The following is a 26,332-nucleotide window of genomic DNA, read 5'->3' on the forward strand; positions in this document are numbered from 1 at the left end:
GGACCCTAAATCGGCTACCCGGGGGTTCATCGGAACGCCGCCTCTCGACCCTCAAGTGCGCCTCACATTTGCTGAACAACTTTACGCTGGGCGTCTGCGTCCTGTTCGATATACCGCTAAGCGTGCGCGGCCCAAGCCTGCCTGTCGCGGATGCATGTCTGACTGCTACCGTCGGCTCTGTCGTTGGTCGAGCCCTAGCTAGGACGTCTCCATAACCTGCGCCGCATGTTCGTACTCATCGTTAAGAGCCCCAAGCAGTTCTTTCGGCGAAAGACGCTTTGACTCGATACGGCTAAGGGTTGGGCTGACGGGCGCAATCCAATCATTGGCTTGGTCCTCGAACTGCGCCCACCAGTTGACCGAGCAAAGTGCTGGAACAATCAAAAGTAAAAGCTCGAAAGACGGCAATCTTGTTCCGTTTTTGCTGCCATCGTTAAAATCAGCGAGAATGTCTTTGAGAACATCCAGAGTGCCGCTGACGAACTGCCCCTCGTTCAATTCGCATAGCCGGAGTTCTCCATGCTCATCTCTCATAACGTGTGCTGCTGCGATAGCCTCATCGGACTCGACAACAAAGAACCGCCATCCTGAAATCCTCGCGGCAGCTCTGATATTTCCGTCCTTAGGTACTTCGTTGAGCCGCACAAAGCCGAGCCTGTGCCCCCAACATAGCTGAAGAGCGTCTGGCTTTGCCTTCTTCAACTTTGGCGTAAGAAATCCTCTGGTCGCGGCACGTTTTCGAATGCCATCTAGCGCAGCTTTCTTAGCTTCTTGCGAATTTGCTGAAAGGTAAGCTGTCATGGCGCCCTCGTGTGATAACTGTCCGTATAGACGGCCCCCATCCGGTAAAGAGCGGGAAAGTCGCTCCAATCTATGTCTGACAAGCCCCACCATGGATCTGCGATAGCTACTGCATCCACCTCAGTGTCGCCAGCATAGCCGTAGATCGCAACGAAATGCTCGCCACCCCCTAACCAGGCAATGCGCGCGCACAAGGGACGACCTTGGTCTATCTCGCTTCGAATCTCAGCTTGAATCGCGTCTCGCACTTGAAGCCTTAAACGCTCGGACTTTTCAGGTCGTCGGACATTCCATTGTTCAAAGCGGTCGAGACGATTGAGCGACGACATAAGATACCCAAATACATTGCACGGCTCATCCTTGTCTTGTTTGCAACAGTCCGTCCTGCCGAGTTCACCGTTTGCAATCTCGCATTGAGAGTACTTGCCTGATGAAACGTAAGTCTTAGCAACGCTGACCGCTAAGGCCGCCCAGCACCAATTGGTCTTCTCTTGATACTCAAGGTGAAAATCTAGAGCCTTCCAGGTTGAATCGTGGACTGAGCCTAGTTTGATCGGATCACACACCGAGCCTAAGGCGCGTTCGCCTTCTCCCGCGACTGATGTCATTTGAGTTACCTCGAGAATAAGCTGATAGGTTAGCCGGACCCGATTTGCATCCGACGTGCTTCCATTTCTAATGTCCTGAGCCGCCTGGCTCACTCTGCGCTCTTTCGATCGCGTCGTTAAAGCTGCCGCACGTCATCAAAAGCTTAAACGCTTGTTTCGCAATTTCTACTCCGGCGGCTGTATCAGTTGGATAGTGGACTCCGGCGACTTCGCGATTTCGACCAATGCGATCTGCTAGCGCAATTAGCTCACGTCCGCTGCGTGGTCTGATTTTCGCGAGCGAATACGCTATCATGTGACTTTCCAAAGAATGAGCGCTCGGAAATGATGCGTGCCAAGGGGAGTTAATCAGAGGAACCAAGGCTGGACACACTTGTTGAGGTCGCGCCCGCTTGAAACGCAGCTTGAAATAAATCGAAACCAGCTGCGCTACACGCATCGCCATTTCAATTACTTTGAGTGTTTCAGAGTGCGACCACGACGATAACATCAGGACTTGGGCGAAGTATCCCCTGAGTCTAGCATTCTGGTCCAAAATCTCGTTGACCAAGCGTGGCCGCTCGTCTCGAGCCATAGCAAATAGCTGTTCGATCTCATGGAAGATGATCTTGGGATCGGTGGGTGGACCTGAATGCGTAATCTTCTTCTGCCAATCCGTCTCACCAAATTCTGCAAGTGCTATCACGCCGAACAGATCAGGCTGCCACGCAGAAGATGGGAAATGAACGTCATAGTTTAGATCTTTTTCGCAAATGGTGCCGCCGAGCGGATCGAAGAGTAGAAAGGGCGCACCTTGGGGGGCCGGTGCACCGACATACGCGCCGCCAACCGCGCTGCCGCCGCCTTCTCCGCCACCCTCGCCTCCGCCTTCGCCGCCCCCCTCTCCGCCACCTTCAAGTATGTGCAAGCGCATGGCTTCCTCCTGAGTTAAAGATTACTTCGGAGCGGCACGCCAGAGTTAATCGGGAATTCCGGCGGATCTCAATCTTTGCAAGTACAAAGAACGTTGGGGTTCTTTAAATGGACAACGGGCTGCGTATTGAGAGACTTTGAATTGAGGTAGCACCTTGCTGTGTTGTGTGACCATCTGCGTGGCTTGTTCATCGCGACCGAGAGCGAGTAGGCTCGCCGCTGCTATGCGGATCGCATTTCCAAAGCGAGGGTTTAAACTTAGAGCCTTACGGGACCATCGCAGGGCGTCCTCGTAGCCCTCGTTGAGATAATGGTTCTGTGCGAGCCTAGCGTAACTTACAAATGCTTGCTGATCGAGAGGCGAAAGACGAATTGCCCGCTCTGCCCGCTCGATACCGCTCAAAGCATTACCGATGAAACCATAAGTCGCACTGCTAAACATCCAAGCCCAAGCGTTATTGGGGGAAATAGTAAGCGCACGATCGAAGCAGTCCAACGCAGCATCGTAGTCGCGGAAGAACATACTCGTGGCATGTCCCTTCAGCGCAAGCGCGAGTGCATTGCTGGGGTCTCGCTCAAGCGCCAGGTCTGACAAGTGCATAACTTCTGCAATTTCGACAGCAGGATCGGAAGACCAGCCTTCTGCAATGTTGAACAAGTGCCAATGCGCTGAGAACGCAAAAGGCGCTGCATATGTATTGTCGTCCTCACGTGCCCTTTCAAGAAGAGTTCGCGCTCGCGAAAAACTGGAGAAGTCAAGCTTATAGAGCAGCTCAAGGGCTCGAAGCAGGTGATCGTATGCGTTGAGGCTTTGTGGCCGCTTACGCATGGCACGCCTAACTTCAGCTCGACGAACGTGGGTAGCTACGCGCTCTACTATCGCAGAAGCAATCTCGTCCTGTACAACGAAGATATCGTCGATCTTCGAATCATATTTCTCTGCCCAGATCACTGAACCAGCTGCCAAGTCAGTAAGCTCTACTGACACACGAATAGAGTTTCCTGTCCTCCTAACCTTTCCGTTTAGAAAATATCGCACTCCGAGCTTCTCGCTTGCCAAGGATGGGTCTAAAGACCGCCGGACAAAATTAACAGTTGAACCACGAGAGACGACTAGTAGATCCCGAAGGTTGCTCAAGGTGGCGATAATGTCGTCGACGAAACCTTCAGCAAAATAGTTGTCGTCATTGTTTTGCGAGAGATTTGCGAACGGCAGTACGCCGATCGATGGCAGTCTTGCTCGCTTTGAACCCTTCGACGCAAAACCCACAGCTGCACTGCGGTCTACACCGGGCAAGCGAACAGAAAAGGCGGCTATCGGCCGTGTTAGATTCTTAAACCGAAGTTCGCCCAAATCGTCGAAAGCGTATTCATTCTGATCACCAATCTCGTCGAGCATAGCTGACGAGAGGACAATTCCGCCAGCTGGGGCCGCGGTTTGCAACCGAGCGGCAATATTGACTCCGCTGCCATACACATCATTCAGATCCACAATCACGGGATCCCAATGGATGCCCATCCGAAATGATATTTGGAGTTCAGGCGGATGGTCTGCTTCCCTGGATCTAATCTCGCGCTGCAACTCTGCGGCTGCTTTTAGGGCGTCCAATGGACTTTCAAATATGGCGATAAAGCCATCGCCCGTGTTCTTGACGATCTCCCCGCGCATGTAAAGGATGCATGGATCGATAGTTTCTACCCTTAGGCGACGAAACCGTCGATGAATTTGAAGCTCGTTGGTCTCCATGAGACGCGTATACGCTACTACATCAGCGGCGAGCACAGCTCGGCTGAGGCGACCGAACTCGATAATCGGCTCGACTGAAACGTCTGGGCCAGAAGGCACAGCCACCTCCTCAAACCAAGCGAATGATTACTCTACCACCAGTTTGAAGTGGAGTCTTCAGCAGCGCTGTTCGATAGCGGCCCAAAATCAGGGCATCGCAGGGAATCAAGTGCTAGGCAGATATCGAGGAGCCTTTACGGCGCCTGTGGTAAATGGCTGCTGCTACAACCCTTCCTTGCTTCTCTATTTCGCTGGAAACGTATCGGTAGTGCCGTCAGCCGAACCCGCTCGGTCTTGGCCCCTTGGTCCGACGTTGTACCGGCCGTGCGGAGTAGTTGCATGACTGGCTGGGTAGCCGGTTCGTGGGCCCCTCTCTCCGGAGAGACATCGAGTTACTCGAAGCGTGCGATCCGAACTGGCGGGGAATGTCCCGTTCGCGCGAACCATGCGCCGGCCTCGCTTCTCACCGACTCCCTCCGTTAGACAGATCCTGGAAGGCAAGGGACTCTCACCGGCCCGAGCACGATCGCCAACGGATACGGTCAATTGGTCGCCGGTCGGCTTAATGATGGTTGGTCAGCTTATCTGGTGACTATAGTCTTTCAGCATTTCGCCGGCCCGAAGCAGGCAGTCGTCGGTCGGATGAAAGACGAGGTCCAGACGATCTACTCGACGCTCGTGACGTATGTCCATCGGAGACCCGCTTCTTGCGGTGGAGCAAATACCGCCAAATATCCGCCACCGCCTCCAAGCTGATACGTGGCGATCTGACCGTAGCCAACAGCGGTCAATTCGCAACGCAGCAGCTCAATCGACCTGCCGTGCCATGAGGTGGGACGCTCGAAGTCGACAATTCCGGCTTCAATGCGGGCGCGAGATTGTAAAGGAAGGCATAGGGCTGGGGCTATCTCGTGATACATGTGCCCAAGGATGGCGACATCCAGCGACGAAGCGGGCAGGCGGGGGTCGTGCGGTTCGCCCATCACAAATATAACGTATCTCAGCCCCAGTCGTTCCGTTCGCCTCCTGAGCTCGATGAGGTAATCCCGCATCACATCCTGGGCGACGATAACCGTTCGGGCTGAAGAGGTATGAGAGACGGACCGTGCAGTAGCCGCTGCCTGCACCAATATCGCCGACTGTCATGCCTGGTTTCAGCTCAAGAAGACGTGCGACCTCGCCGGCCTCATTCAGGAAGTCGCGGTGCTCCTCGGCGGAGCGGCTTAGGCTGGGGATCGGCGCAACCGGACGCCGAGGTGCGGGAAACTCCTTTGCGGGGATTCCTGTCGGGGCCAGATAATTAACGTCAGCGGCGTACGCGGGGGTGGTGCCCAGCGCCATGACCAGCCTCACTGTGCGGACCAGCGTTATCGTAGGTCCGCAAGGTATCAGGCGTGTCCGTCCACGTTGCGAAGGATCCGGGCCCAGGGTCATTACTCCAACCACATGCCGGAAGCGGTAGCCCACCTAGCGATTTGCTCCGATCTTCTACTCCTGATAACAGCGGCCAGGGCTAGCTGATGCGATGGTGTAAACTGCGAACGCGGGTAAGCCCAGTTTGCCTATGCGGGCTGACCTTGTCACGCCAATGAAGCATAGTCTTGCGAGGATCGGCCGGTTTTGGCGCAAACCGACATGCTGTCGAATCCGAACGTCTCACAAGAGCCAACAAAGAGAAGACCTAATAGCTCTTCGCGGCGCGATAGAAAGCTTCGACCTTGGCCCGGTCTTTTGAGTGAGCACCCTCGCGGTCGGTCTTCGTTTTCGAGTCAACGCCGGCAGGTTGGACCGATCGGATGGCCTCTTCGACGTTGTCTGGTCCGAGGCCACCAGCGAGTATTACCGGGGTGCGAACAGTCTCGACAATCGTTCGACTGACGCTCCAGTCATGCGTCACGCCCTGCGCACCGATTTGGATATCGCCTACTCGATGACTATCAAGTAGGATCCACTGAACAATTCCATCATAAGTGCGCGCCACGTGTACCGCCTCGGGTCCCGTCACAGATATGCTGCGAATGAATTTGAGTTTTGGCAGAGTCTTTCGCAGCGCCACGACATGATCAGGCGTAAGCAAGTCGTTGGAAGCGCCGAGGTGCACGATCTGGGGATTAAGCTCCCTGGCCATCCGTTCGATGAGATCGACATCCGCCGACAGGAACAACGCTGAAAGTACAGACGGCGCCCGGATCGCTTTCATAACGGCAGCTGCTTTGTGAACCGGAAGCTCGCGAGGGAAGGAACCATCGCCGACAAGCACGCCGACATGATCTACACCAATTGAGGATATTGCTTCGGCTTCGGCGGGCGTCGCGACTTCGTAGATTTGCGTCAGCATTGTTCTACCCAGCCCTCTGGGCCACACACTGGGATCGGCACGGCGGCCTCCCCGCGGGCGGAACGTCTGGCGGTTCGTGCAGTCGACTAGGCGTCTGCCAAGAGCTCGCGCACATTGAGGCGACCCCCGTCTGGCTTGCTGACGTAGAGATGGCTCTCAAGTGCGGACTGCATGTTCTCAAACATCGCGTAGAGATCGTCGCAATAGACCGAAGGATTATCGTAACCGTTCTTTTTGGAGAAACGATGCGGAAGATAGCCTCCGCCGCAGGCGTTCATGAACTTGCATTGCCGACACTTCGCGCAAAGATTGATTGAGGCATCCCGCGCGGCTTTCCAGCGAGGCTCGTTCCTGACCTCGTCGATCGCATGATCGAAGATGTTGAACGTGGTGCTCGTGAAGCCGTCGCCTGCAATCCGCAGTACATCGTGCGCCTCCACGGTGCCATCTGTCATGACGGTGCAAAGTTCGACAGGTTTGTGGCCCACGCCCTCGGTCGGCGAATTGTTGCTAAGCAGGGCAGTGATCATGTCAGAAATGATACGAATATTGGTCGTCGACTTTGTACGATTTGCCTCCAGCCACAAGTCGAACAGACCCTTGTAGAACGCGGCAATAGATGGCGGTTTCTCATCCACCGTCGCGTCGGGGATCATGATGTCGTAGTTGGAGATTCCACACGCAGCGAAAAAATCAGCATAGTGCTGTGGCGCGTGGACGGGATTGCAGACTGCCAGGGCAATTACGCCAATCTTACGCGATACCAGCATTCGAGCGGCACGTTCCACAGCGGCGTGGGTACCCGTACCCTGAAATGTTCTGCGATGAATGTCATGTATGTGTGCTGGCCCATCCAGACTGATCGCAACCGAAATGTGGCGGGCCTCGAAGCAGGCCAGCCATTCGTCATCGATCAACACGCCGTTGGTCGTGACCGCGATGGGAAATTCGCAGCCCGTCCGTGATGAAATAGCCTCGCAGGCCTCGGCAAAGCGATGGAAGTTCTCGACGCCCCATAGCAGCGGCTCGCCGCCGTGCAGAATGATCGGAAAATCGACGAGGGAGTATCTGACGACGTGCTCCTCGATGCGCTGCAGCAATTGATGCTGCACGTCAGGGCTCATCAGTTTGGGCTTGCTATAAACGGACGTATCGCGAAACCAGTAGCAATAGGAGCAGTCGATGTTACATCTCGTCGCAACCTTGACCAGCAACTGCGCAATCGGCAGATCCTGGAAGGCAGCAAAATCTGAACCGTCAGCCGACATGCCGATACCGAGCCGGGCTAGAAGAAACCTATCTAATACCCTCGAACAAATCCCCCTCGGCGGAACGCGCCCGCGCCCGGGGCGTACGCCGCCCTGCGAAAGGCGCCTGCATTAGCCCCTTTAGCAAAACCCCCTCGTCTGAAAGCGGCTTGGGTCGCCACGGGTTCCTCGGAGACAACGCCTTGCTCCGCACTCTGTCCGCGCAGATCGTTCAGCAATGCGTCGATACCCTGATGGTCGCTTTGAATTGTTGCCCCTGGCCCATGTAATTGTATGAGGCTGGCCAAAACCTTCAGCGTCGTAATCGGCATGGTCATGCTCCTCATTTTCGCGACGCGGTGCAGGGATCGAGCGAAAGGCCGGTGGACCGGCTGAAGCGGTGGCAAGGTATACCTTTTATATTGAAGTGGCAACGTGGTCGGCCGCCTAGGGACAAGGCAAGTTCAGGACATGCTCGTACGCAACGGCAAACGCAACGTTGATGCAAATCAAGCGTTCAAATTGACGCGTCAGAGCGGCGAAGCGAGAGCGTGGCTGGAGAGGTACACTCCGACTAATGGTAATTCACTGTACGTCCACTATTTTGTATAGAGCCGCAATTCTTTAGCGGCGATCTCGAAACGAGGTTTTGCATGACCTCTCATTGTTGGATCAGGCGGCTCTGCGCGCCGCTCCTCGCTTTAATTCTGACCGTCGGGCCGTTGGTTTCGTCGGTATGCGCTATTGAGGATGCTCGAAAGGTTGGCGTGGTGTCCTTTGGCCTTTTCGGCGATCAGGGCGTATTTAGAGCGGAGGCAACTGGCGCAGCTCAGGTCGTAGCGGCCCGTTTCGAAACCGGCGCGATCGACGTACAATACAATTCGAAGAAAGGCGGAGGTGCAACGATCGAAGCCTTGGCTAGTTCGTTGCAGGTCGCAGCCAATAGCCTGAATGCCGATAAAGATGTTCTCTTTCTGATTCTCACCTCCCATGGCTCTCCCGACGGACTTGCAATCAAGGCGGGGCGGCTCACACAAACACTGACGCCCTCTCGTCTCGCTAGCATACTCGCGAAGACTGGTGTGCGACATAAGGTGGTGGTCATCTCGGCTTGCTATTCCGGGGTCTTCATCCCACGTCTCGCGAATCCCGATGTGCTGGTCATCACTGCGGCCGACGCAAATCATGCGTCGTTTGGGTGTCAAGATAAGGCGAAGTGGACCTATTTCGGTGATGCGTTTTTTAACGTCGCGCTCCGGCGAGCCGTAAGCCTGAAGGATGCGTTTCTCGATGCGCGCTTGCTTGTCCAGAAACGAGAACTGGGGGAGCACTTCGAGCCGTCGAATCCTCTCATGGCCGGCGGTGCAAACGTGCAGTCATTGCTTGTTGCACGTCCTTGAACGACCGGCCGGGAGCCTCGGCTCCCAGACGAAGATTCGGTGAGCGCAACTTATAGAGCCCGCCCCGCAGAGCGGGCGCGCGAAGCGGCTGCCAGCCTACAGGAGCAGAAGATGATGAACCTGCTTCGGCCCAGAACTCGGCCCTCGGCCGACTTCTTTCCATAATCCGTGATCTACCTATTAGGGGCTACCGCCGCGTCACCGTAATTTCGGCGGTGCCACGGTTGTTCGCATAAAATGTACCGGCCAGTCTAGGCACGCCAACGACGGCGTCGTTGACAAAGAAAAATAGTTCGCCATCGCGCGTTGCGCGGATCACCTCTTCGATCGAATGGTCTTCTGGATCGGGATCCAAAAAGCTCTCCTCGCCTCCGACGCTGCCGGTCCTAGCGACGATCCTGAACCAGGGCCGGATCAATTCGCGGCGCATCGGGAGCGCAAACAGCATCGCTGCCCGTTCCCAGATCGTGGGCGGGTCCAGGCTATAGAAGCCTGCAGCCGTCGTCGCAATCGTCCGATCGAACCATTGCGGTTCCCTCGCTTTGATCGTGACGAGATAGCGCTGACCATCTTGAAGAAGAATGCCAGTGGGCGAGCACACTGAAGACGTGTCAAGGATCAGTCGTCGCGTTTCCCCCTTTGTCATTGCGGTCGGACTACTCTCGCTGCACACGAAGCCGGCATCGTCGATGACGATGTAGAGGAGGTGGTTGACGGCCATAATTCCGGCATACAGAAAGAAGACGGCTGAGAGGGCGGGCCCCAACTGAAACTTCCAAAATCGTTTGGACCATTCGTACGGCGTGCTGGTGCGCAGCCGATAGATCCAGTTTTCCGGCGCGCTTGCGATAGTGGTGCCGGTCACCATAGAATTTTGCCAAATCGCGCCCATGTCGCTCTTGATGCGTGCCGAGAGCCGGCTTCCGATTAGCGAGAATGCCGCAACCGCCAGCGCGAGAACCAGGAAAGTAAGGGAACTGCGGGCATATCCGTTGATCCAGGGCGTGGCAATGGACGGAAGAAAGGAGCCGATGAGGCGAATGAGGTCGGAAAGCCACCGCACGGGACTGGAGAACTCATCTGAGGCCGGCAGGGCTTTCAGCAGCGGAAAAACCAGCAGCGCCGCGGAGGCAAAGACGTTTAAGAAGTATACGACGCGGCGAAGCCAAACCGTGTTCCAGACCGCTTCCTGCGCCTTCGCCCGCGCTTCACTCTGAGCGCTCGTTTCGTAGGGGTTGGCGGGGGCCGGAAGGATTTGGCCCTTGTCCGTGAGGACGTCATACCGCGACGGGATACCGAGTGGCGCGCAAGGATGTGCGTTGTTTTGGATGCGCCGAAAGACGCTCTCATGAATCTTTGGCTTATCGATCTTGACCCGATGGCCTTCGTCGCGCGAAAGGCGGTCGTGACACAGCACGGCGAGCTTGCGCGGACCGTAGCGGTAATAACTGCCGAGGCCGCTGCGAGAGTCATAGAGCCGCCCGTCCTTGTCTCTGGCGGCATGCGTGGCGATCATACTATCCGGATCGGCGGTTGGAGCAGACTTGAAGCGAAGGCCGCACTTCTGGGCTTCGGTCATGATCCAGCACTGCGGGATCCTCGCCAGCGAATCGTCGGGATAACCGCCGCCGACATTGGAATGCATTCCGGAGAACCAGACTTGGCTGATGCGTTCCTCGGAGATCGGCCGCGGTTGTTCGGATTGGGCTGGCGTCTCCTTGCTCTCATCCCACAAGACGGGGTGAAATGTCGTGCGTTCATCGTCCAAGGCTAACGCGTGGCAGCCGCGTTTAACGCGGGGATCAAGCACCCGGCTTGGGAGCTCGAGCGGCCATATCCATTTGTTGACGCCGCGGGTCATTTCATCGACGGGGAGCCCGTAGGCCGCCACCGTATCCCAAAGGCCCAGGAAACGGATGCTCTTGACCGGCTTATTTCTGGCTGTGTCCTTAGGCGGCGGTATTTTTCGATCACCCCTGAACAAGCTCCACCAGACCGTATGATACTTGCGACGTCGATAGTCCTCGAACGCGGCAGTCGCGCGACTATCGAGATCGAGCTCATCTTCCGCCTCGACCAAGCCCTGATCCAAGATCAAGCCTACGACTACGCGGATTGTGAAAGCACCACGGCTAAAGCCGAAGCCGAATATCTCGTCACCGTCGTCTCGATAATTTCTGCAGATGAACTTGTAGATGTCGATGACATTGCGTTTCAGGCCGTAGCCGAAGGCGCCGCCGAGTATCGCGAGAGGTTTGAAGCTCGAGGTCCCAACCCCGTCGTCATAAAATGCGACCTGATCCGAATTCGAGAGATCGATTGCCTCGAATGTGCGCCATACATCAGTGCGCCAGACAGCGGCAGAGGAGTTGCCTGTGCCGTCAGAGAGAACAACGATTTTCTTCATCGCTTTGTCACTCAAGCGGTAGGACTACAAAAAGAAGTTATCGGTTTGCGGTTGTGTCGGGTGTGAGATGGTTCACAGATTCCGTGGCGAACGAGCGAGAATAGATTGAGCTACTTGATCAATTTTAGAATAGCCAAAGCGCCGCGCCGCTACGATCCGGTGCCTCTTGGACATTTCACACAATGATGGAGGTAGCCAGTGACGATCGTTCAATTCACTCGCTTCAAGACCGAGAAGCCCGAGGAAATGACCCCGGTCATCAGGCAGGCCAAGAAAATCTCGAGAGGCACCAGTCCGGAGGGATGGCCGGCCCCGCGCTGACCGTGAAGACGTGCCCGGGCGACAATCTGATGCTTCACAAGGCGATGGCGATCGCCGATCCCGGCGATGTCATCGTGGTCGACGCGGGGGGCGATCTCACCAACGCATTGATCGGCGGTGCGTCGCCGGAAGCACCCACCGAACGGTTGCAGCAACGACATGCGGAAACTAGAAGAAACGGCTGTGAGGCTATTAGAGGCCACCGCTCGGAAGCTTCCGCAGGGGCCGGGTCGCGACGAATTACTTCGAGATATTGCGGGATTTCGTGCGCAGTTAGCGGCCGGGCTACCAAGCGAAGGTCCGAGGAATGGCGGGAATAGCCGCGGCTGGTCGACATCGGATGAAGTGAAGAGGTAGAGCACCGATGTCCGATCGAGATGACACCACAACGAGCTCGCACGAAACGGCCGTCAAGCAGCTTCTAAGGCGAGTAGCCAGACGCAGACGCCCGAGTCAGAACATCTCTTCGGACGTGCCCCATCACCGTGAGACAGATCCAAACCGTGAGTTTGCATCCCATGGCGAGCCGAACGGCGTCGTGTGGTTTTTCCTCTTTCTGCCGGGATTTGTAATCGCCTACGTGATTTGTCTAAAGATTGGTGCCCTCTAGGTGCAACGACTCGTCACGCCAAGGAGCCAGCCAAGCAATTGCGACGCTGCCGTTTTTGAACGTTCACTTACGATCTGGCGCTATCGTTTCGTAATTGACCTCCGACGTGATTTCTATGTCCAACGATCACGCAACAGGACGGCCCTGGTTGCCGGACGAAGAAGCGATGGCGTCCAAGCTGACGAAACCGCCAAACGCCTAGGACGGTCCCGGCAGGCGATATACGGCCGTACTCAGCGCTTTCGCAAGCAGCGAGGCCAGATCAGTCGAAAGAGCGGCGAAACCTTTTCGCAATGGCGAATGGCTGAGTGAATCACCGGCTAGGGCTGGGGCCGCGCCTCGCTGAAGGCGGGTACAAGTCGCAAGCCTAGTTGGCCCGGCGCCGGATTTGGGCAGGAACCGACGGCGCCCCCGCGGTTCGTTGATGGCTGCGGGCCACCAATGCCCGCAGAGCGGCCCCGGCCTACCCAGCCCGCTGCGTACCCGAGGCCGCTTTTCTGTTTCCCGCGCCGCGCCACCAAACATGCCAGCCGGACCCCGGACGCCGACGTCCCGAGTATCGGAGCCACGGTCTAGGCGTGGCATGTTGTTTGCTACGGTGACGGCCGAGCAACCATCGCCCTGGGGCTGGCTTCAGGCTATGGCGCTCGACCGCCTGGTCGCGGACCAGACCGCGACCAGGCACCCAGAATAGACGATGGTCACTTAAAGGGTCGCTCCGCCAAAGAAACCTTCCGGGTTACTCTCTTCATCCAGCAGCGACCTGCTCGATGTCAGTGCGGGGAGATGGTTTGGGAAGAGTAAGTGGCGAGCCAACATTATCGCGTTCTGATGCACCGGGACGCTGATCGGGATCACAGCAATTTGCTTTAGGTTCGCCGTCCTGACCTTAACGTGGCGCTGTCGCAACATCGCGTATGTTCCGTTCTGGAACACCGATTGGCGACTCAAACTTCAGCCCGAGTCCTGCAATCATTCCGCTCAGCCGGGGCTGGAAGTCGAGCATCATTCGCAAACATTGAATTTTCCCGGAAAAATGAGGCCGCAGGATGTGGGGCAGGGTCCTGCGGCCGTTTTCGTTCGCTGCCCTACGAGCGGATCACGCCGACGAAGCCCCCGCCACCGCTAGCAAACATTGTCGATTACTGGGTGGCTCCGAACGCGCGCGAGCTACTGCGCGTCGTGGGTGTGGGTAACTGACCGCCATGGCCCCATGGGCTAGGGTCTTTTGCGTGTTGCAGAATTAGCTGCTTTGGATGCCAGTCCGAACGATTTCGACAAGGGCAACGGTCACTAGAACGAACAAGATCTGTGACCAGATCCCTTCCGGCCAGTTGAGTTTCCGTTTGGTGTGAATCCAGATGCGAAAGCGCTGAAGCGACCTCAGGGGCTCCCTCGGGAGAGCAGTATGCGCAAGTTGCAGGGGATCTGGCACTATGCCGCCTATCGCCCCCCAGCAGCACCGCAAGCGAGGCAGTCGGAGTTGCGTACAGCCACATTGCAACGGCAAGTCCGACTACCGCGTCGAGTGAGAATCAGTTCTACCGGGCTTTCCATCAGGGCATATCGGCCGATGGCAGCTATCTATGTCCCGCCATTCCCTACCCCTGGTACACCAAAATCAGCCGCGAGGACGCGGACGCTCTCAAGGCATTTTTGAACTCGCTAGATCCCGTCTCGAGCTCTAGGAGAATTCTGCTCAGACACGTAGATGTCGTGTTGCTGCAGACCTCGCAGTCGAGGCGTCTGCAATGCGGCACACTCCGTCAAGCAACGACTCGCCCGATGGCTGCTCGTCGCCAGCAATGCCCTCGAGGACGATAAGTTGCCGCTCACCCACGAAGTCTTGGCTCATCTGCTTGGTGTTCGACGGGCAAGCGTGACCGAATGCCTTGAAGCACTCGAAAAAGGTGGGTTGATCCACAGCTTGCGCGGGCTCGTCAACATCATCAACTCTCACGCTCTCGGCAAGTCTCCTGCACCTGCTTCGACACGATAGCGCGGGAATATCGAAGCCAGTTGAATCCAGATGATGATGTCAAAGAAGACTGAGAAACTTGTTCACAAACACACTAGCGAACGAAGAACTCGGGCGTCCGTGGTGCGCGAGGCTACGCGGGGGCCTTCAAAGTGTCGAGACGCATGCACGCCGTCGAACGGCCCATCGAGGTCGACGGCCACGCCCTTCAGATTGATCTCTGCGTTGGCGCCGCACTGTATCCGCGAGATGCCGACAATGCGGTCTCGTTGCTGGCCAATGCCGATGCCGCCTTTTACCGCGCCAAGCATGAAGGCAGGGCAGCGATTCGCCTGTTCACGAGCGCCATGGACCAGCAACTGCGGGAGCGCCGGGCGATCGAGCACGACCTGCGGGTCGCCGTCGAGCGATGCGAGCTCTTTCTGGAGTATCAGCCGCAGCAGCACCGGGACGGCACGTTGAAGGCTTATGAGGCGCTCATCCGTTGGCGCCATCCGCTTCGCGGCATCGTTCCGCCCGGCGAGTTCATTCCGGTCGCCGAACGGAGCGGCTCGATCGCGCAGATAGACGACTGGGTACTGACGGAGGCGTGCAGGGAAGCTGCGTCATGGCCACGGCCGCTGAGGATCGCAGTCAACGTCTCGGCCGCGCAGTTGCGCCGCGAGAATCTCGAAGCGCACGTCCGCCAGGCGCTGCGCGATAGCGGGCTGCCGGGCTCGCGGCTCGAGCTCGAAATCACCGAAGGCGTGCTGATCGAGGACATCGCGCGCGCCAAGAAGACGATGCAGTCGCTCAAGGCACCGGGTTCAAATCGCACTGGACGACTTCGGCACGGGATACTCAGTCATACCTGGAAGCTTTCCCCCTCGACCGAATCAAGATCGACCGATCCTTCGTGATGGCGCTCGGCCAAAACGATCGCTCGCTCGCCATCGTCCGGGCCGTGATCGGCCTCGCCCACGGCCTCGGGGTCCCGGTGCTGGCGGAGGGCATAAAGACCGAAGCCCAGATGACGCTCCTCCTGCAGACGGGTGCGACGAAATGCAGGGATATCTGATCGGCCGGCCGCGAAGTCTGGCGACACCCAACAAAAGCAAGAGGCTCCCGCTCCAGGCCGCCTCCTGAAGGCCTTGCTCCGGTCGATTGGCTTGAGGCCGCGTTGCGTCTTGAGTGCCCTTGAAGCTTTGCATGCGCATCGCGCGTGCGGCCATGTCGGCCGTGGCCGCCGAGGAAGGATGCACAAGATGACCGGAGGGTTCAGGAGCGGCCGCGTTCGAACCCTTCGTTGAACAACTCTCCCAGACCAATCTGCAGCTGGTCGACCCCTTCAGCAGCCAAGTCAGGCAAGCCCCGGTCTAACGATTCATCACACCCAGGCGGCAGCACGCCGGCCACCTCCGGAACTGATTTGTCTCGGTGCCGTTAAATCCGCTCAGAGGAGGAAATACAATGATCAAAGTGAAGCTATTGGCTGCCGCTGCGGCGGTAGCGACCTTGGTGGCTGCCCCCGCGGAAGCGCGGATCGTGCACCATCGCGGCCACTATTACGCCCATCACTATGGCGTCGGCCCCATCGGAGCTGCCGCTGGCCTCGCTGGCGCGGCTATCGGAACGGCTGGCGCTATCGCGACTGCACCGTTCCGAGGATCCTACGCCTACGACCGCGGCTACTATGATCGTCCCTATGGGTACGGCGAGCCCTATTACGAGCGCCGCGGTTATTACGGACCTGAGTGGTAACAAAACGGAGCGCGAGACCGTCTTGTTCTGTTCAAAGCCCCGGACAGCAGCTGTCTGGGGCTTTTCACGTCCGCAGAGCGACAAGGGCCTTGCTTGGCACGTAGCGGGCGCGCCAGCCTAGTTTGTCGCCATCCTTAACAAATCGACCGGATAGACCGGCTTCGATAGGAACGTCACGTCCGAAGGCAGCACGCTCTGGCAAGGTCTTCCTGAGGTCACAACGATACGAAGGTCGGGATCAATTGCCCTCGCGATGTGTGCGAGTTCAACGCCGGTCATTTTGCCGATCAGGTTGACATCAGTAATCAGCACTGCCGCGTGATGGACCTTGAGCACCATAGTTGCGCTATCGGCATCCTCGAATTGAAGCACCTGGAAGCCACTCTCCTCCAGAAGAATTGCGATCATCTCGCGCTGAATCGCGATCATCTTCGACGACCATTGCAAGCTTAGAAAACGGAGTGGACTGGCCCATGGCAAACCCCGGCGTTGTTAACCTGGGTTAACCTCTGCTTACGGGCAGGGTTGCAAAAGCGACACTGAAACTCGGAGTTCCGAAAGGGGGCTGATGCTGAGGGAGTTCGGGAGCGCACAGTCACGGCTACAATAGCAGCAGCCGTCAATAGCAGCAGTCAACACGAACGCCTCACTTGTCTTTGTCGCTAATAGGGACCGCTCTGAGAGGCGCGGGCTTATTCGATCTCGGCATAGGAGCGTCGACGACCAAACTATCAAGCTCCAGGTTGGGCGCCGCCTTGATCACTAGGTCCTTCGGGGCACCGTCGCCCGGCTCGTACCAAGGCGCTTTTTCAATTGCACCGCCCTCAAGTGCTTGAGCCATTAGCTGGCCGATTTCCGGCCCCGTTAGTGGGGCTAGACTGCCGTTTTCGTTCTTGTAGAGCTGGGGGCAGAAATAGAGAGCGTGTATCCTTGGATCATAGCCGTCTATGACAAGGAAATACTGCGGCTTGCCGAATAGCCTGCGCTTCTTCACGAGCTTCCGCTCTTGCGTGGTCAGCGCCACCCGAAGCTTGTCACGTTGCTCGCCAACTATGGTGGCTGCTTCCAGGAGGACGAGCCAATCCCTCGTCTTAGCGTTGTCCTCGTGAACGGGAACTAGAGTACCGCGATGCTTTTCAAAGATGCCCATGCAAGCAGCCTATCAAGACGCCAAGTGACGTCAACCCGGCGCACCGCTGCTCCGTGGCTGGCGGCGACAGACACCTTGAACCAAAGAAGCTCGAAGGACCGCTGGCTTCATTATGCGTCATAGGTTCAGTTCAGCCGAAAGGACCCGCAGTGATGCTTACCGACTGGTGGCCGTAGGAATTGTAGTAGCAGCGATTGTTGTAACCGCTGTAGTAGGCGGCCCCTGCGGCCGCGGCGCCAACAGCGGCGCCGCGATAGGCTGCGCCCCTATAGGCCGCGCGGTATGCGCCCCGTCGTACCGACGCACGTGCGACAGGACTACCGGGAATTGGTCTGTAGCCATACCCTCCGCCGGCGCCGACGACTCGCCCGTGGACGGCACCGCCTCTTACATGAGCGACGCGACCTCCTCCTCCATGAAATCTGCCACCGCGATAACCACCTCCGCCTCGACGCGCAACTGCGTCATCGGGAGCGAGGCTTGCTGCTAAGAGAATGGCCGCAGCGAAGCCGACTAGACCATAGCGTTTCATAGGCATCCACACGAGCCATCACCCGAACTGGCGACAGGCCGACGTGGATGAGCATCAGTACTAGCATTTGGTTGGCACCGAACAGCCACGAAACACCTATTACGAATTCGATCACGGCCACGCCGATCAAGCGGCCGATAATTCGTGAGCGCATTCTTGCCCCCTGAGAAAGGCCGCCACAGTTGGCGGCCTCTTCCTCTTTATCGCAAGCCGGCAGCTACCGTGTGGCGTACTACGCCGCCCCCAGCCCCAGCTTCGCGTAGATCCGCCGTGCATACGCGCCAAACGCATCCATTGTCTTCAACGGCAGATCGCGCGGGAAGGGCAGGTCGATCGGGAAGTAGTCGGCCATCTTCGCCGGCCCGGCCGTCAGCACCGCGCAGTGCGAGGACAGGAATACGGCTTCCTGGATCGAATGCGTGACGAAGATGATGGTCTTGCCGCTCTCCCGCCAGATCCGCAGCATCTCCAGATTCATCTGCTCACGCGTCAGTGCATCCAACGCGCCGAACGGCTCGTCCATCAGGATCAACTTTGGATCGTGGATGAAGGCGCGCGCGATCGACGTGCGTTGCTGCATGCCGCCGGACAATTGCTGGGGATATTTCTGCTCGTAGCCTGAGAGGCCGACGAGATTGAGCAGGTCGCGCGCCCGTTCGCGCGCGGCCTTCATCGGGAGGCCGACGATCTCGGCCGGTAGCAATACGTTGTCTAGGATGGTGCGCCATTTCAGCAGCAGCGCCTGCTGGAACACCATGCCAATGTCACGGCTCGGATCGAACGGGCTGCACGCGTTGCCGATGGTCACGGTGCCGCCGTCCGCGTTGTGCAGGCCGGCCAGCATCTTCATGACCGTGGTCTTGCCGCAGCCGGACGGGCCGACCAGCGAGACCAGCTCACCCTCCTGCACGTCCATGGTCACGTCGGAAACAGCGAGAAACTCGCTGCCGCCGCTGCGATAGACCTTTCGGACGCCTTGCAGGCTGATGAAGGGTTTTGAGCTCATGCCAGCCATTTGCTCAAATTGTCGGCGACGAAGGCATCGTCGCTAAGGTCGGCATGCTCGCGCGTCACGCGATCGATCTCGTCTTTCTGGCCGAGGCTGAGACCTTCGTTCGGATCGAGGCACCAGAGACCCTTCATCAGGCCCTGACGGCGCAGGATCTCGTGGCAGCCGGCGATGCAGCCGTGAAAATTGTTGGCCACGTCGAAGAAGGCGCTGTTGCAATCGGTGACGCGGGCATCGAGCGCGAGGAGATCGGCCGGCACGCTGTCCTTGTGCCGCGCCGCCTTGCAGCGCTCGAACTGCTTGATGGCGCTTGAGGTCCAAACTGACCAGTGGCCGAGCAGGCCGCCTTTAAAATAAGTGCGCGTGGTGACGCCCTTGTCGCGGAGATCGAACGGCAGCATCAGGTCGAGCAGGATGTGATCGTCATTGCCGGTGTAGAGCGCGACGCGGTCGAGGGCGCCGGCGGCAGCTACGCCGCGCAGCACGTCGAGCGTGCGATAGCGGTTGAATGGTGCGATCTTGATCGCAATGACATTTTCGACCGAGGCAAAACGCTGCCAGAACCGGCTCGACAGGATGACGCCGCCGACCGCCGGCTGAAGGTAGAATCCCACGAGCGGGATTTCCGCGGCAACAGCGGTGCAATGCGCGATGATTTCGTCCTCGGACGCGCTTTTCATTGCGGCGAGGCTGAGGAGGCCGGCGTGATAACCGATATCACGTGCGGTGCGGGCTTCAGTCACGGCCTGTGCGGTCGGACCAGCGAGCCCCGCGACCATTGCAAGCGGACGCTTAGTCCAGTTTGCTGCGGTCTCAGCGGCTAACTCGAGTACCGGACGGTAGAGCCCGACATCGCGAATTGCGAATTGCGTGGTGTGGACGCCGACGGCAAGGCCGCCCGAGCCAGCATCGATGTAATAGCGCGTCAGCGCGCGCTGATGTGTCTTGTCGAGCTGTCGCTCGGCGGTGAGCGCGAGCGGATGCGCCGGCAGCACGGTGCCCTCGGCAATCAGCTTGCGGATGTCCCTGTTGATCTGGCTGTGGTGCATGATGTCCTATCCGAATTCAGGGCCGGCGACGGCGAATGGCATTTCCTCGCCCGGGGTGGTAGCGGGACCGAACCGCATGCGCTGGAACGGACGCTCGATGGCCCACCCTGAGGCGGTCAATCCTTCCAGAAACGCAGTCTGCGGCGCGACAGCGTCGATCAGCAGCGGTCCGGATTCCGATCGCGCGATGGCATGAACGAGCGCCAGCGCTTCGGCGGCCTCGTCCGCGAACAGCGGGCCGATATGGCGCGCAGTCCGGCCATCGCGGACTAGCGCGATCGCTCCGCTCGTGGCGGCGATGCGCGAGCCGGAACGCTGCGCGAAGGCGGACAGCAGGGCGGTCCGGTCGAAGCCGGTGGCACGGCGATCGCGCGCGCGAAGCGCTTCGAGCGCTGCGGAGGGCGGCGGCGGCGCGGGAGTGTGCGCTGGTCTCGCCAGCTTCAGCCGCCGCAATTGCAGCGTCGGCGTGAAGCCGAGCGGCCCGTAGACGGCAACGCCATCAGGTGTCGCGTCGAGCCAACTGGTCAGGCCGTTCTTGCGGGCGGTCTCGAGGCAGGCATCGACGAGCCGCGTGGCGAGGCCGCGCCGGCGGTGGCTGGATGTCACCAGCACCATGCTGATCCAGGCGTTGTTGCCGGAATAGGGCAGCAGCGCGGCCGTTGCGACCAGCAGCACGCCGATGCGGATACCAAACACGACGCCGTCGCGCAGGAAGACGCGCCAATCCTCCTCGGTCTGGTTCCAGTGTGCCTCCGCCGAGAGGACGAGCCCGGCCGTGGCATCATCCAGGCCGAGCTTGATGACGGGACGCCCATCAGTAGCGGCCATCGCGCACCTCGTATTTTGTCGGCTTGCCGAGGCTCGGCATGGCGCGGGAGACCCAGTCGGCGGTCCAGGCAATCAACTGCTCGGTGTCGATGACGGGCAGCCCGAACAGCTCCACGGCTTTCGACGTGTCGGTCAGCCAGGCCGTCGGCTCTTCCTTGCCCGTCAGCACCGGCGCGCGGCCGAAGCGGGCGCCGAATTTCTGTGCGAGATCGCGCACGGCCAAAATCTCGTGGCCGCTGACATTGATCGGCGAGGTCGGCGCCGTGCAATGCGCCAGGCAGCGCAGCGCCTGCGCGGACGCATCGCCCTGCCAGATGAAATTGACGTGGCCGAGGCTGACGTCGATCGGTGTGCCCATCAGCACTTTTGTCGCAATGTCGTGCAGCACGCCATAGCGCATGTCGATCGCGTAATTAAGTCGGAACAGTCGACCCGGCGTTGCGAATTTGTGCGAGAAATACTCGAACATGCGCTCGCGGCCGACGCAGGACTGGGCGTATTCGCCGGGCGGGTTCGGCGCCATATCCTCGGTCGAGCCCTTGCCGTCGACGGGCACGAACGGATAGACGCAGCCGGTCGAGAACGCGACGATCCGCGACCGTGGGAAAGCCTGCGCTACCAATGCCGGCACATGCGCGTTCATCGCCCAGGTCAGCGACAGATCACCCTCGGCACCGAACTTGCGGCCGGCCATGAAAATGATGTTCGGCGCCTTTGGGAGCGCCTTGATCGCGGCCTCGTCCAGCAAGTCGCAATTGATGGTCTCGACGCCGCGCGCGTGCAGCCAGTCCTTGACGCTGACATCGCTGAAGCGGGCGACGCCGATGACGCGGCGATCCGGCGCGGCGGCCTTGGCCAGGCCTGCGAGCGTCGGGCCCATCTTGCCGGCGACGCCGAGGATCATGATGTCGCCGTCGACATTCTTGAGGTCGTCGATCAGCGCCTGCGTCGGACGGCAGAGGAGATCATCGAGGGCGGTGATGTCAGAAATGGTCTTTGGCAGCGCCTGGCGGGAGAGCAGCATGGAGAGCTCCTTCAATTTTGTCTTGCGTCCCCGACCACGAACATGCGTTCGAGGACGAGCACCAGGCCGTAGAGGGCGACGCCGAGCAGCGTCAGCAGCACGACCGCCATCACCATTGCGGGCGTGTCGAGCGAAGATTGCACCTGGATCATGAGGTAGCCGAGGCCGCGCTCGGAGGCGATGAACTCGCCGACAATGGCGCCGGCGACCGCGAGGATAGCGCCGACCTTCATACCGGAGAACACGTAAGGCAGCGAACCAGGCAGCTGGATTTTGCGGAAAAGCGTCCAGCGCGAGCCACGCAGCGATTTGACGAGATCGAGCAGGTCTGGCTCGACTTCGCGCAGACCCCGCGCGGTGGTCAGCAGGATTGGGAAGAAGCAAATGCTGAAGGCGATCAGGATGTTCGGCAGGATGCCATAGGAGAACCAGACGATGAAGAGCGGGCCAAGCGCGACCTTCGGGATCATGTTCAAGGTCACGAACAGCGGCAGCAGCACCAGGCTCACGAGCGGCGCCCAGCTGAAGATCACGGCAAGTGCGACGCCGACGACAGCACCGAGCGCGAACCCGCCGAGGATCTCAATCGCCGTTACCAGCGTGTTAGCTCCCCAGGAATAGCTCGCGGTGCCCAGCGTCTTCACCGTCGCGAGCGGGGAGGGCAGGATGAATTTCGGCGCGTGGAAGGCGTCGACCGAGACCTGCCAGAGCACGAGCACGGCGAGGTGCACGATCAGGATGATCGCAAAGCTGCGCGCAGGACTTGCTCCGCCACCAGCCACCTGGTTCTCCCATTTGCGGTAGCCCTCATCGCCGCGAGGCACAGCCTAACCGGCCTTGGGACAAGTTTCAACCAGATGGTTGATTACGGTCGGAGCGACTGCAGCACCAGATCGGCCACGTGCCGGCGGCGGGCTCGTCGGGCGGTGCGGCTCGACAGGTCCTTGCCGAAGATCGCCGACAGCGTCGGGGTGTTGGAGAAGAAGAAATAGCTGAGGCCTGCGATGGAGATATAAAGCTGGATCGGGTCGATCCCGTTGCGGAACAGGCCGGCGCGCACGCCTTCCTGCAGGATGTGGGAGACGCTCCTCACCAGCGGCGAATGCATGGCTTCCAGCCGCGTCGAGCCGCGGACATGGCGGGCGCCGCCGCGGTTCTCGTCGTTCAAAAGCACGATGAAATCAGGGTTTTCGGCCAGATGATCGAAGGAGGCCTCGATCAGCTTGCGGATGGCCTTGTCCGGCGGCAGGCCTTCGAGATTGAGCTTGCGTTCCTGCTCGCGGATGTCCTCGTAGACCCATTCGAGCACGGCGAGGTAGAGCGCGTCCTTGTCGCCGAAATAATGATAGACCAACTGTTTGTTGACGCCAGCGCGCTCCGCGATCTCGTCGACGCGTGCACCCGCAAAACCGTGTCGGGCGAACTCCTGGCGCGCCGCGGTGAGCAGTTTCTTGCGGGTGGCGACAGGGTCGCGGCGCTGCGGCACGCTGCCTCCTGAAAGTTTTGCGGGCATTTCCAACCAAACAGTTGACAAGTTGAGGACGGGCTTGTTGCATTGGTAACCTCACACGAGGAGAGCGACAAGCCGGGTCGCGGCAATGGGGAGAGAGACGATGAAGCGTTTGCAGGCGGCTCTTGTGGCTCTGGCGCTCGGTCTACCCGCGGTGCCGGCGAACGCGAGCCAGGCGGTCAATCTGATCCTGAACTGGACGCCGACGGCCGATCATTCACCGTTCTATTACGCCAAGGCGCAGGGCTGGTACGAGAAGGCGGGCATCGATCTGACCATCGAGGTCGGCAAGGGTTCGGGCGTCTCCGCCGCCAAGGTCGGCTCCGGCGGCTCGGCGTTCGGGATCGCGGATCTCGCCACCATGCTGGTGGCCAAGAGCAAGGGCGCCGACGACGTCGCGCTGATGAGCATCTACGCCAATACCGGGCAGACCTTCTACTGGCTGAAGAGCTATGGCGTGAACGGCGTGAAGGATTTCGCCGGCCACAAGATCGGCAATCCGCCGGGCGATGCCTCGCGCGTGATGTGGCCGGCCTTCGCTAAGGCCGCGGGGCTTGCGCCTGATTCCGTCAGCTTCGTCAATATCGGGCCGACCGCGAAGATCGCCGCGCTGAAGAGCCACACGGTGGACATCATCAGCGACTTCTACAACGAGCACGATCTCAAGGTGATCGAGTTCGGTCCCGACCTCGGCTTCGTCAACTGGAAGGACATCGGCCTCAACCCTTACGGCAATTCGCTGATCGTCAATGGAGTCTACTTGCAGAAGAACCCGAAGGTCGCGGAAGAGTTCGTGCGCGTCACGCAGAAGGCCTTCGCGGCCTGCGTCGCCGACGTCACGCCGTGCCTGAAGGCGCTGCTCGACCAGGTCTCCGGTCTCGACAAGGAGAACCAGGAGCGCCAGTGGGAGCGCATCAAATATCTGATGACGGACGAGTTTACGACCACCAAGGGCCTCGGTTGGATCGACGGCGAGCGGATGAAGAAGGACTACGAGCTGGTCCAGACCTATCTCGGCATGGAAAAGCCGTTTGACGTGACCACCGCGTTCACGACGAAGATGCTGGATCCGAGCATCAAGATGGATGCGAGCAAGGTGAAGAAGTAGGGGCTGCCCTTTTTCCCACTTGCCGGATGCCGAGGTGGGCGTCTCGCGTCTCTCGTTAACCGCGACGTCGGAATGCCTTGGACGGGGCGGGCGCGCGCCCGCACCGCACCGATGACGCGAATGTCTGCCTTGATCCCTTCGCTGCGCCTTCCGAATTTCTTGACCATCCGCACGATCGCATCGAGTTCCTCGGCCGTCGCCGGCTCGGCATTGGAGGCGGGAGAAACCGGCCCCGCGATGTCTAGGGGACCACGTCCGCACCGTTGGCCGCCATCTCCACCGCGATCGCACGGCTCGAACGGTCTTCGACGGTCAGAGCGGCGGCATGAGCAATACCGGCACGATCTGGCGGAGATCATGTCTCAGCAGCGCGGGCTGTCGGCTGACGCGACCGCGAAATGCGGAAGATAACTTCCGACATGCCGATCGCATGCCGACATGAACTCAAACCCAAATGTCGACAATAGGAGGCCTTGGGAATGAGACCTGATGCACTTGAGCCGCTGCATATTTTCGAGGCTCACCTCTATTGCGGTTGATCGATAGTTCTTCAGCGCTTCGAAAGCATCCTTGTTGTTGAAGATTCGCCTAGAGGGCTCGATATATCGCCCTCTCGCGAACTCGAGAACGACGGCATCAATCGGCTGTAGTTGTTTGACGATTTCGATAAACTCTGGGCGGACATCCCCGGCGAACCTGCTGTCCATCGCATTGGCAAGCAACGCAGCGTACAGGTCCTGAATCGACTCCCGCGATTCGCCTTGGGAAGCTTCGAGGAGCGGAACGGCAATATCCTCCGGCAGCTCTTCCCGATCCTTAATGTCGCGGTCACTCGGTTCAGACCAGATGGACAACCTCCTGAGAGACCACACTAGCGCGTGAACTGCGTGCTCAATGCCGACATTCGCAGCTTCTTCGACTCGGTCGACCACGAGTGGCTGCTGCGGATGGTGGCGCATAGAATCGCCGATCCTCGCATCTTGCGGCTCATCGGGCTGTGGCTGCCGGCCGGCGTTCTTGAGAGCGGCGAGAAGCAAGAGACGGACAGGGGCACGCCGCAAGGGGCAGGCATCAGCCCGCTCCTTGCCAACATCTTCCTGCACTACATCCTCGATCTCTGGGTCCACCAATGACGTCGTCGCCACTCACGCGGTCGCATTGTGACCGCGCGCTACGCCGACGACTTCGTCACGGGCTTCGAGAGCAAGGCAGATGCGCAGGAAATGCTCTTGGCGCTCAAGGCGCGGCTGGCCAGCTTCGGCCTGACGCTCCATGAGAACAAGACGCCTGATCGAGTTTGGCCGGTTCGCGGCCCTCTCGCTTCAGCGGCGCGGCGAGCGGCGACCGGAGACCTTCGCCTTCCTCGGCTTCTGTCTGAGAACCTGAGCGGCGCGCGTTTTGACCGGCCGCAATTGCGAAAGGCAATCGCTGCGCTCGGGAAAGGTGACGTGCTGATCATCACCCGGCTCGACAGGCTGGCGCGCTCGAGCCGCGATCTGCTCAATATCCTGCACGAGGTCAGTGAGTCGGGAGCTGCGTTCAAGAGCTTGGCCGATGCTTGGGCCGATACCACCACGCCGCACGGCAAGATGATGGTGACCATTCCGGGCGGACTGTCTGAGTTCGAGCGCAGCTTGATCAAGGCGCGCACCGACGTCGGCATTCGGCGCGCGAGAGAAGCGGGCGAAGTTCGGTCGACCATCGAAGTTGACCAAGCATCAACAGCGGCAGGCGATCAAGCTGCTCGATGCCGGCGAGCCGCAGAGCGCGGTAGCGCGGCCGCTCAATGTGGACCAATCGACGATCAGCCGGCTGGCCGCGCGCGCCAGGGCAACGGCGGAATGCCCACGTCCCTAGACACTATCCGGGGATTCGGGCGTCAAAAGGCGAGGCGACCGCTGTTACGTAGCGGTAGCTTTTGACAAACGTCGGGCCAACGCAGGCCGGTCCAGCTTGGGTTGTGGCTGCACTTGT

Annotated in this window: 24 protein-coding genes and 2 pseudogenes; 10 read left to right on the top strand and 16 right to left on the bottom strand. The window is 59.2% G+C overall.

The genetic code is table 11. The features are described 5' to 3' along the window. Window positions 1-198: 198 nt before the first annotated feature. The 6 genes from ACVWZ4_RS36260 to ACVWZ4_RS36285 form a co-directional block, all read right to left on the bottom strand. Window positions 199-801, bottom strand: a complete 603-nt coding sequence (locus ACVWZ4_RS36260) for a hypothetical protein (protein WP_456705523.1) — start codon at window positions 799-801, stop codon at window positions 199-201. Beyond that, window positions 798-1,409: a papain-like cysteine protease family protein gene (locus ACVWZ4_RS36265; RefSeq protein ID WP_456705522.1), complete on the bottom strand. Its 612-nt coding sequence runs from the start codon at window positions 1,407-1,409 to the stop codon at window positions 798-800. The genes ACVWZ4_RS36260 and ACVWZ4_RS36265 overlap by 4 nt, the downstream gene beginning before the upstream one ends. Before the next feature lie 67 nt (window positions 1,410-1,476). Then, the gene (locus ACVWZ4_RS36270) at window positions 1,477-2,322 is read right to left on the bottom strand and encodes a phosphatase PAP2 family protein (protein ID WP_456705521.1); all 846 of its coding nucleotides are present in this window, start codon (window positions 2,320-2,322) and stop codon (window positions 1,477-1,479) included. 45 nt (window positions 2,323-2,367) lie between these two features. After that, complete coding sequence (locus ACVWZ4_RS36275; protein WP_456790534.1) at window positions 2,368-4,173, bottom strand: adenylate/guanylate cyclase domain-containing protein; 1,806 nt, start codon at window positions 4,171-4,173, stop codon at window positions 2,368-2,370. Window positions 4,174-5,788: 1,615 nt separating this feature from the next. After that, a complete protein-coding gene (locus tag ACVWZ4_RS36280) occupies window positions 5,789-6,445 on the bottom strand; it encodes a phosphoribosylanthranilate isomerase (RefSeq protein WP_456705520.1) in 657 nt (218 codons plus the stop codon). Window positions 6,446-6,531: 86 nt separating this feature from the next. Continuing rightward, a complete protein-coding gene (locus ACVWZ4_RS36285; protein WP_456705519.1) occupies window positions 6,532-7,713 on the bottom strand; it encodes a radical SAM protein in 1,182 nt (393 codons plus the stop codon). 632 nt (window positions 7,714-8,345) lie between these two features. Between ACVWZ4_RS36285 and ACVWZ4_RS36290 the strand changes: the two genes are divergently transcribed. Beyond that, window positions 8,346-9,092, top strand: coding sequence for a C13 family peptidase (locus ACVWZ4_RS36290; protein WP_456705518.1), 747 nt, complete (start codon window positions 8,346-8,348; stop codon window positions 9,090-9,092). Window positions 9,093-9,279: 187 nt separating this feature from the next. Here the strand turns inward: ACVWZ4_RS36290 and ACVWZ4_RS36295 are convergent, their stop codons facing one another. After that, on the bottom strand, window positions 9,280-11,499 hold the full coding sequence (locus ACVWZ4_RS36295) for a DUF2235 domain-containing protein (RefSeq protein ID WP_456705517.1): 2,220 nt from the start codon (window positions 11,497-11,499) through the stop codon (window positions 9,280-9,282). Between the two features lie 287 nt (window positions 11,500-11,786). Between ACVWZ4_RS36295 and ACVWZ4_RS36300 the strand changes: the two are divergent. From ACVWZ4_RS36300 to ACVWZ4_RS36325, 6 genes and pseudogenes are all read left to right on the top strand, one after another. After that, a pseudogene (locus tag ACVWZ4_RS36300) lies at window positions 11,787-11,936 on the top strand (RraA family protein); the annotation flags it as partial. A 2,205-nt stretch (window positions 11,937-14,141) separates the two neighbouring features. Then, entirely contained in the window at window positions 14,142-14,429 is a 288-nt protein-coding gene (locus ACVWZ4_RS36305; protein WP_456705516.1) for a Crp/Fnr family transcriptional regulator, read from the top strand. 143 nt (window positions 14,430-14,572) lie between these two features. After that, window positions 14,573-14,668, top strand: a pseudogene (locus ACVWZ4_RS36310) (hypothetical protein); the annotation flags it as partial. Window positions 14,669-14,677: 9 nt separating this feature from the next. Further along, window positions 14,678-15,307 (top strand): EAL domain-containing protein, encoded by a 630-nt coding sequence (locus ACVWZ4_RS36315; RefSeq protein ID WP_456705547.1) that lies wholly within the window; start codon window positions 14,678-14,680, stop codon window positions 15,305-15,307. Then, window positions 15,307-15,465: an EAL domain-containing protein gene (locus tag ACVWZ4_RS36320; protein ID WP_456705515.1), complete on the top strand. Its 159-nt coding sequence runs from the start codon at window positions 15,307-15,309 to the stop codon at window positions 15,463-15,465. Before ACVWZ4_RS36315 ends, ACVWZ4_RS36320 begins: the two co-directional genes overlap by 1 nt. 392 nt (window positions 15,466-15,857) lie before the next feature. Then, on the top strand, window positions 15,858-16,148 hold the full coding sequence (locus ACVWZ4_RS36325; RefSeq protein ID WP_456705514.1) for a hypothetical protein: 291 nt from the start codon (window positions 15,858-15,860) through the stop codon (window positions 16,146-16,148). Between the two features lie 117 nt (window positions 16,149-16,265). Here the strand turns inward: ACVWZ4_RS36325 and ACVWZ4_RS36330 are convergent, their stop codons facing one another. From ACVWZ4_RS36330 to ACVWZ4_RS36365, 8 genes are all read right to left on the bottom strand, one after another. Then, on the bottom strand, window positions 16,266-16,577 hold the full coding sequence (locus ACVWZ4_RS36330; protein ID WP_456705513.1) for a response regulator: 312 nt from the start codon (window positions 16,575-16,577) through the stop codon (window positions 16,266-16,268). 217 nt (window positions 16,578-16,794) lie between these two features. Further along, complete coding sequence (locus tag ACVWZ4_RS36335) at window positions 16,795-17,298, bottom strand: hypothetical protein (protein ID WP_456705512.1); 504 nt, start codon at window positions 17,296-17,298, stop codon at window positions 16,795-16,797. Window positions 17,299-18,062: 764 nt separating this feature from the next. Further along, entirely contained in the window at window positions 18,063-18,845 is a 783-nt protein-coding gene (locus ACVWZ4_RS36340; RefSeq protein WP_456705511.1) for an ABC transporter ATP-binding protein, read from the bottom strand. After that, complete coding sequence (locus ACVWZ4_RS36345) at window positions 18,833-19,888, bottom strand: dihydrodipicolinate synthase family protein (protein ID WP_456734512.1); 1,056 nt, start codon at window positions 19,886-19,888, stop codon at window positions 18,833-18,835. Before ACVWZ4_RS36345 ends, ACVWZ4_RS36340 begins: the two co-directional genes overlap by 13 nt. Window positions 19,889-19,894: 6 nt before the next feature. Then, window positions 19,895-20,716 (bottom strand): GNAT family N-acetyltransferase, encoded by an 822-nt coding sequence (locus ACVWZ4_RS36350; protein WP_456790536.1) that lies wholly within the window; start codon window positions 20,714-20,716, stop codon window positions 19,895-19,897. Continuing rightward, window positions 20,703-21,740 (bottom strand): NAD-dependent epimerase/dehydratase family protein, encoded by a 1,038-nt coding sequence (locus tag ACVWZ4_RS36355; protein ID WP_456705508.1) that lies wholly within the window; start codon window positions 21,738-21,740, stop codon window positions 20,703-20,705. Before ACVWZ4_RS36355 ends, ACVWZ4_RS36350 begins: the two co-directional genes overlap by 14 nt. An 11-nt stretch (window positions 21,741-21,751) precedes the next feature. Beyond that, window positions 21,752-22,522 carry an ABC transporter permease gene (locus tag ACVWZ4_RS36360; RefSeq protein WP_456705507.1) on the bottom strand — a complete coding sequence of 257 codons (771 nt, stop codon included), beginning with the start codon at window positions 22,520-22,522 and terminating at the stop codon, window positions 21,752-21,754. Window positions 22,523-22,605: 83 nt separating this feature from the next. Then, window positions 22,606-23,253: a TetR/AcrR family transcriptional regulator gene (locus ACVWZ4_RS36365; RefSeq protein WP_456705506.1), complete on the bottom strand. Its 648-nt coding sequence runs from the start codon at window positions 23,251-23,253 to the stop codon at window positions 22,606-22,608. Window positions 23,254-23,353: 100 nt separating this feature from the next. Here ACVWZ4_RS36365 and ACVWZ4_RS36370 point away from each other — a divergent pair, with 100 nt between their 5' ends. Further along, on the top strand, window positions 23,354-24,358 hold the full coding sequence (locus ACVWZ4_RS36370) for an ABC transporter substrate-binding protein (protein WP_456705505.1): 1,005 nt from the start codon (window positions 23,354-23,356) through the stop codon (window positions 24,356-24,358). A gap of 362 nt (window positions 24,359-24,720) precedes the next feature. On the opposite strand, the gene ACVWZ4_RS36375 is transcribed toward ACVWZ4_RS36370, so the two are convergent. After that, window positions 24,721-25,212, bottom strand: coding sequence for an Abi-alpha family protein (locus ACVWZ4_RS36375; protein ID WP_456705504.1), 492 nt, complete (start codon window positions 25,210-25,212; stop codon window positions 24,721-24,723). Between the two features lie 33 nt (window positions 25,213-25,245). Between ACVWZ4_RS36375 and ACVWZ4_RS36380 the strand changes: the two genes are divergently transcribed. After that, entirely contained in the window at window positions 25,246-25,491 is a 246-nt protein-coding gene (locus ACVWZ4_RS36380) for a reverse transcriptase domain-containing protein (RefSeq protein WP_456705503.1), read from the top strand. Window positions 25,492-25,518: 27 nt separating this feature from the next. Then, on the top strand, window positions 25,519-26,280 hold the full coding sequence (locus ACVWZ4_RS36385) for a recombinase family protein (protein ID WP_456705502.1): 762 nt from the start codon (window positions 25,519-25,521) through the stop codon (window positions 26,278-26,280). Window positions 26,281-26,332: the final 52 nt, after the last annotated feature.

This window comes from Bradyrhizobium sp. USDA 4472 (genome assembly GCF_054058595.1).

Bases quoted from the DNA above. Each gene is read 5' to 3' on its own strand.
- ACVWZ4_RS36265 (WP_456705522.1), bottom strand. From the start codon at position 1,409: ATGACATCAGTCGCGGGAGAAGGCGAACGCGCCTTAGGCTCGGTGTGT.
- ACVWZ4_RS36270 (WP_456705521.1), bottom strand. From the start codon at position 2,322: ATGCGCTTGCACATACTTGAAGGTGGCGGAGAGGGGGGCGGCGAAGGC.
- ACVWZ4_RS36285 (WP_456705519.1), bottom strand. From the start codon at position 7,713: ATGTCGGCTGACGGTTCAGATTTTGCTGCCTTCCAGGATCTGCCGATT.
- ACVWZ4_RS36355 (WP_456705508.1), bottom strand. From the start codon at position 21,740: ATGCTGCTCTCCCGCCAGGCGCTGCCAAAGACCATTTCTGACATCACC.
- ACVWZ4_RS36260 (WP_456705523.1), bottom strand. From the start codon at position 801: ATGACAGCTTACCTTTCAGCAAATTCGCAAGAAGCTAAGAAAGCTGCG.
- ACVWZ4_RS36345 (WP_456734512.1), bottom strand. From the start codon at position 19,888: ATGCACCACAGCCAGATCAACAGGGACATCCGCAAGCTGATTGCCGAG.
- ACVWZ4_RS36330 (WP_456705513.1), bottom strand. From the start codon at position 16,577: ATGATCGCGATTCAGCGCGAGATGATCGCAATTCTTCTGGAGGAGAGT.
- ACVWZ4_RS36295 (WP_456705517.1), bottom strand. From the start codon at position 11,499: ATGAAGAAAATCGTTGTTCTCTCTGACGGCACAGGCAACTCCTCTGCC.
- ACVWZ4_RS36350 (WP_456790536.1), bottom strand. From the start codon at position 20,716: ATGGCCGCTACTGATGGGCGTCCCGTCATCAAGCTCGGCCTGGATGAT.
- ACVWZ4_RS36280 (WP_456705520.1), bottom strand. From the start codon at position 6,445: ATGCTGACGCAAATCTACGAAGTCGCGACGCCCGCCGAAGCCGAAGCA.
- ACVWZ4_RS36325 (WP_456705514.1), top strand. From the start codon at position 15,858: ATGATCAAAGTGAAGCTATTGGCTGCCGCTGCGGCGGTAGCGACCTTG.
- ACVWZ4_RS36290 (WP_456705518.1), top strand. From the start codon at position 8,346: ATGACCTCTCATTGTTGGATCAGGCGGCTCTGCGCGCCGCTCCTCGCT.
- ACVWZ4_RS36335 (WP_456705512.1), bottom strand. From the start codon at position 17,298: ATGGGCATCTTTGAAAAGCATCGCGGTACTCTAGTTCCCGTTCACGAG.
- ACVWZ4_RS36305 (WP_456705516.1), top strand. From the start codon at position 14,142: ATGTCGTGTTGCTGCAGACCTCGCAGTCGAGGCGTCTGCAATGCGGCA.
- ACVWZ4_RS36340 (WP_456705511.1), bottom strand. From the start codon at position 18,845: ATGGCTGGCATGAGCTCAAAACCCTTCATCAGCCTGCAAGGCGTCCGA.
- ACVWZ4_RS36320 (WP_456705515.1), top strand. From the start codon at position 15,307: ATGGCGCTCGGCCAAAACGATCGCTCGCTCGCCATCGTCCGGGCCGTG.
- ACVWZ4_RS36370 (WP_456705505.1), top strand. From the start codon at position 23,354: ATGAAGCGTTTGCAGGCGGCTCTTGTGGCTCTGGCGCTCGGTCTACCC.
- ACVWZ4_RS36365 (WP_456705506.1), bottom strand. From the start codon at position 23,253: ATGCCCGCAAAACTTTCAGGAGGCAGCGTGCCGCAGCGCCGCGACCCT.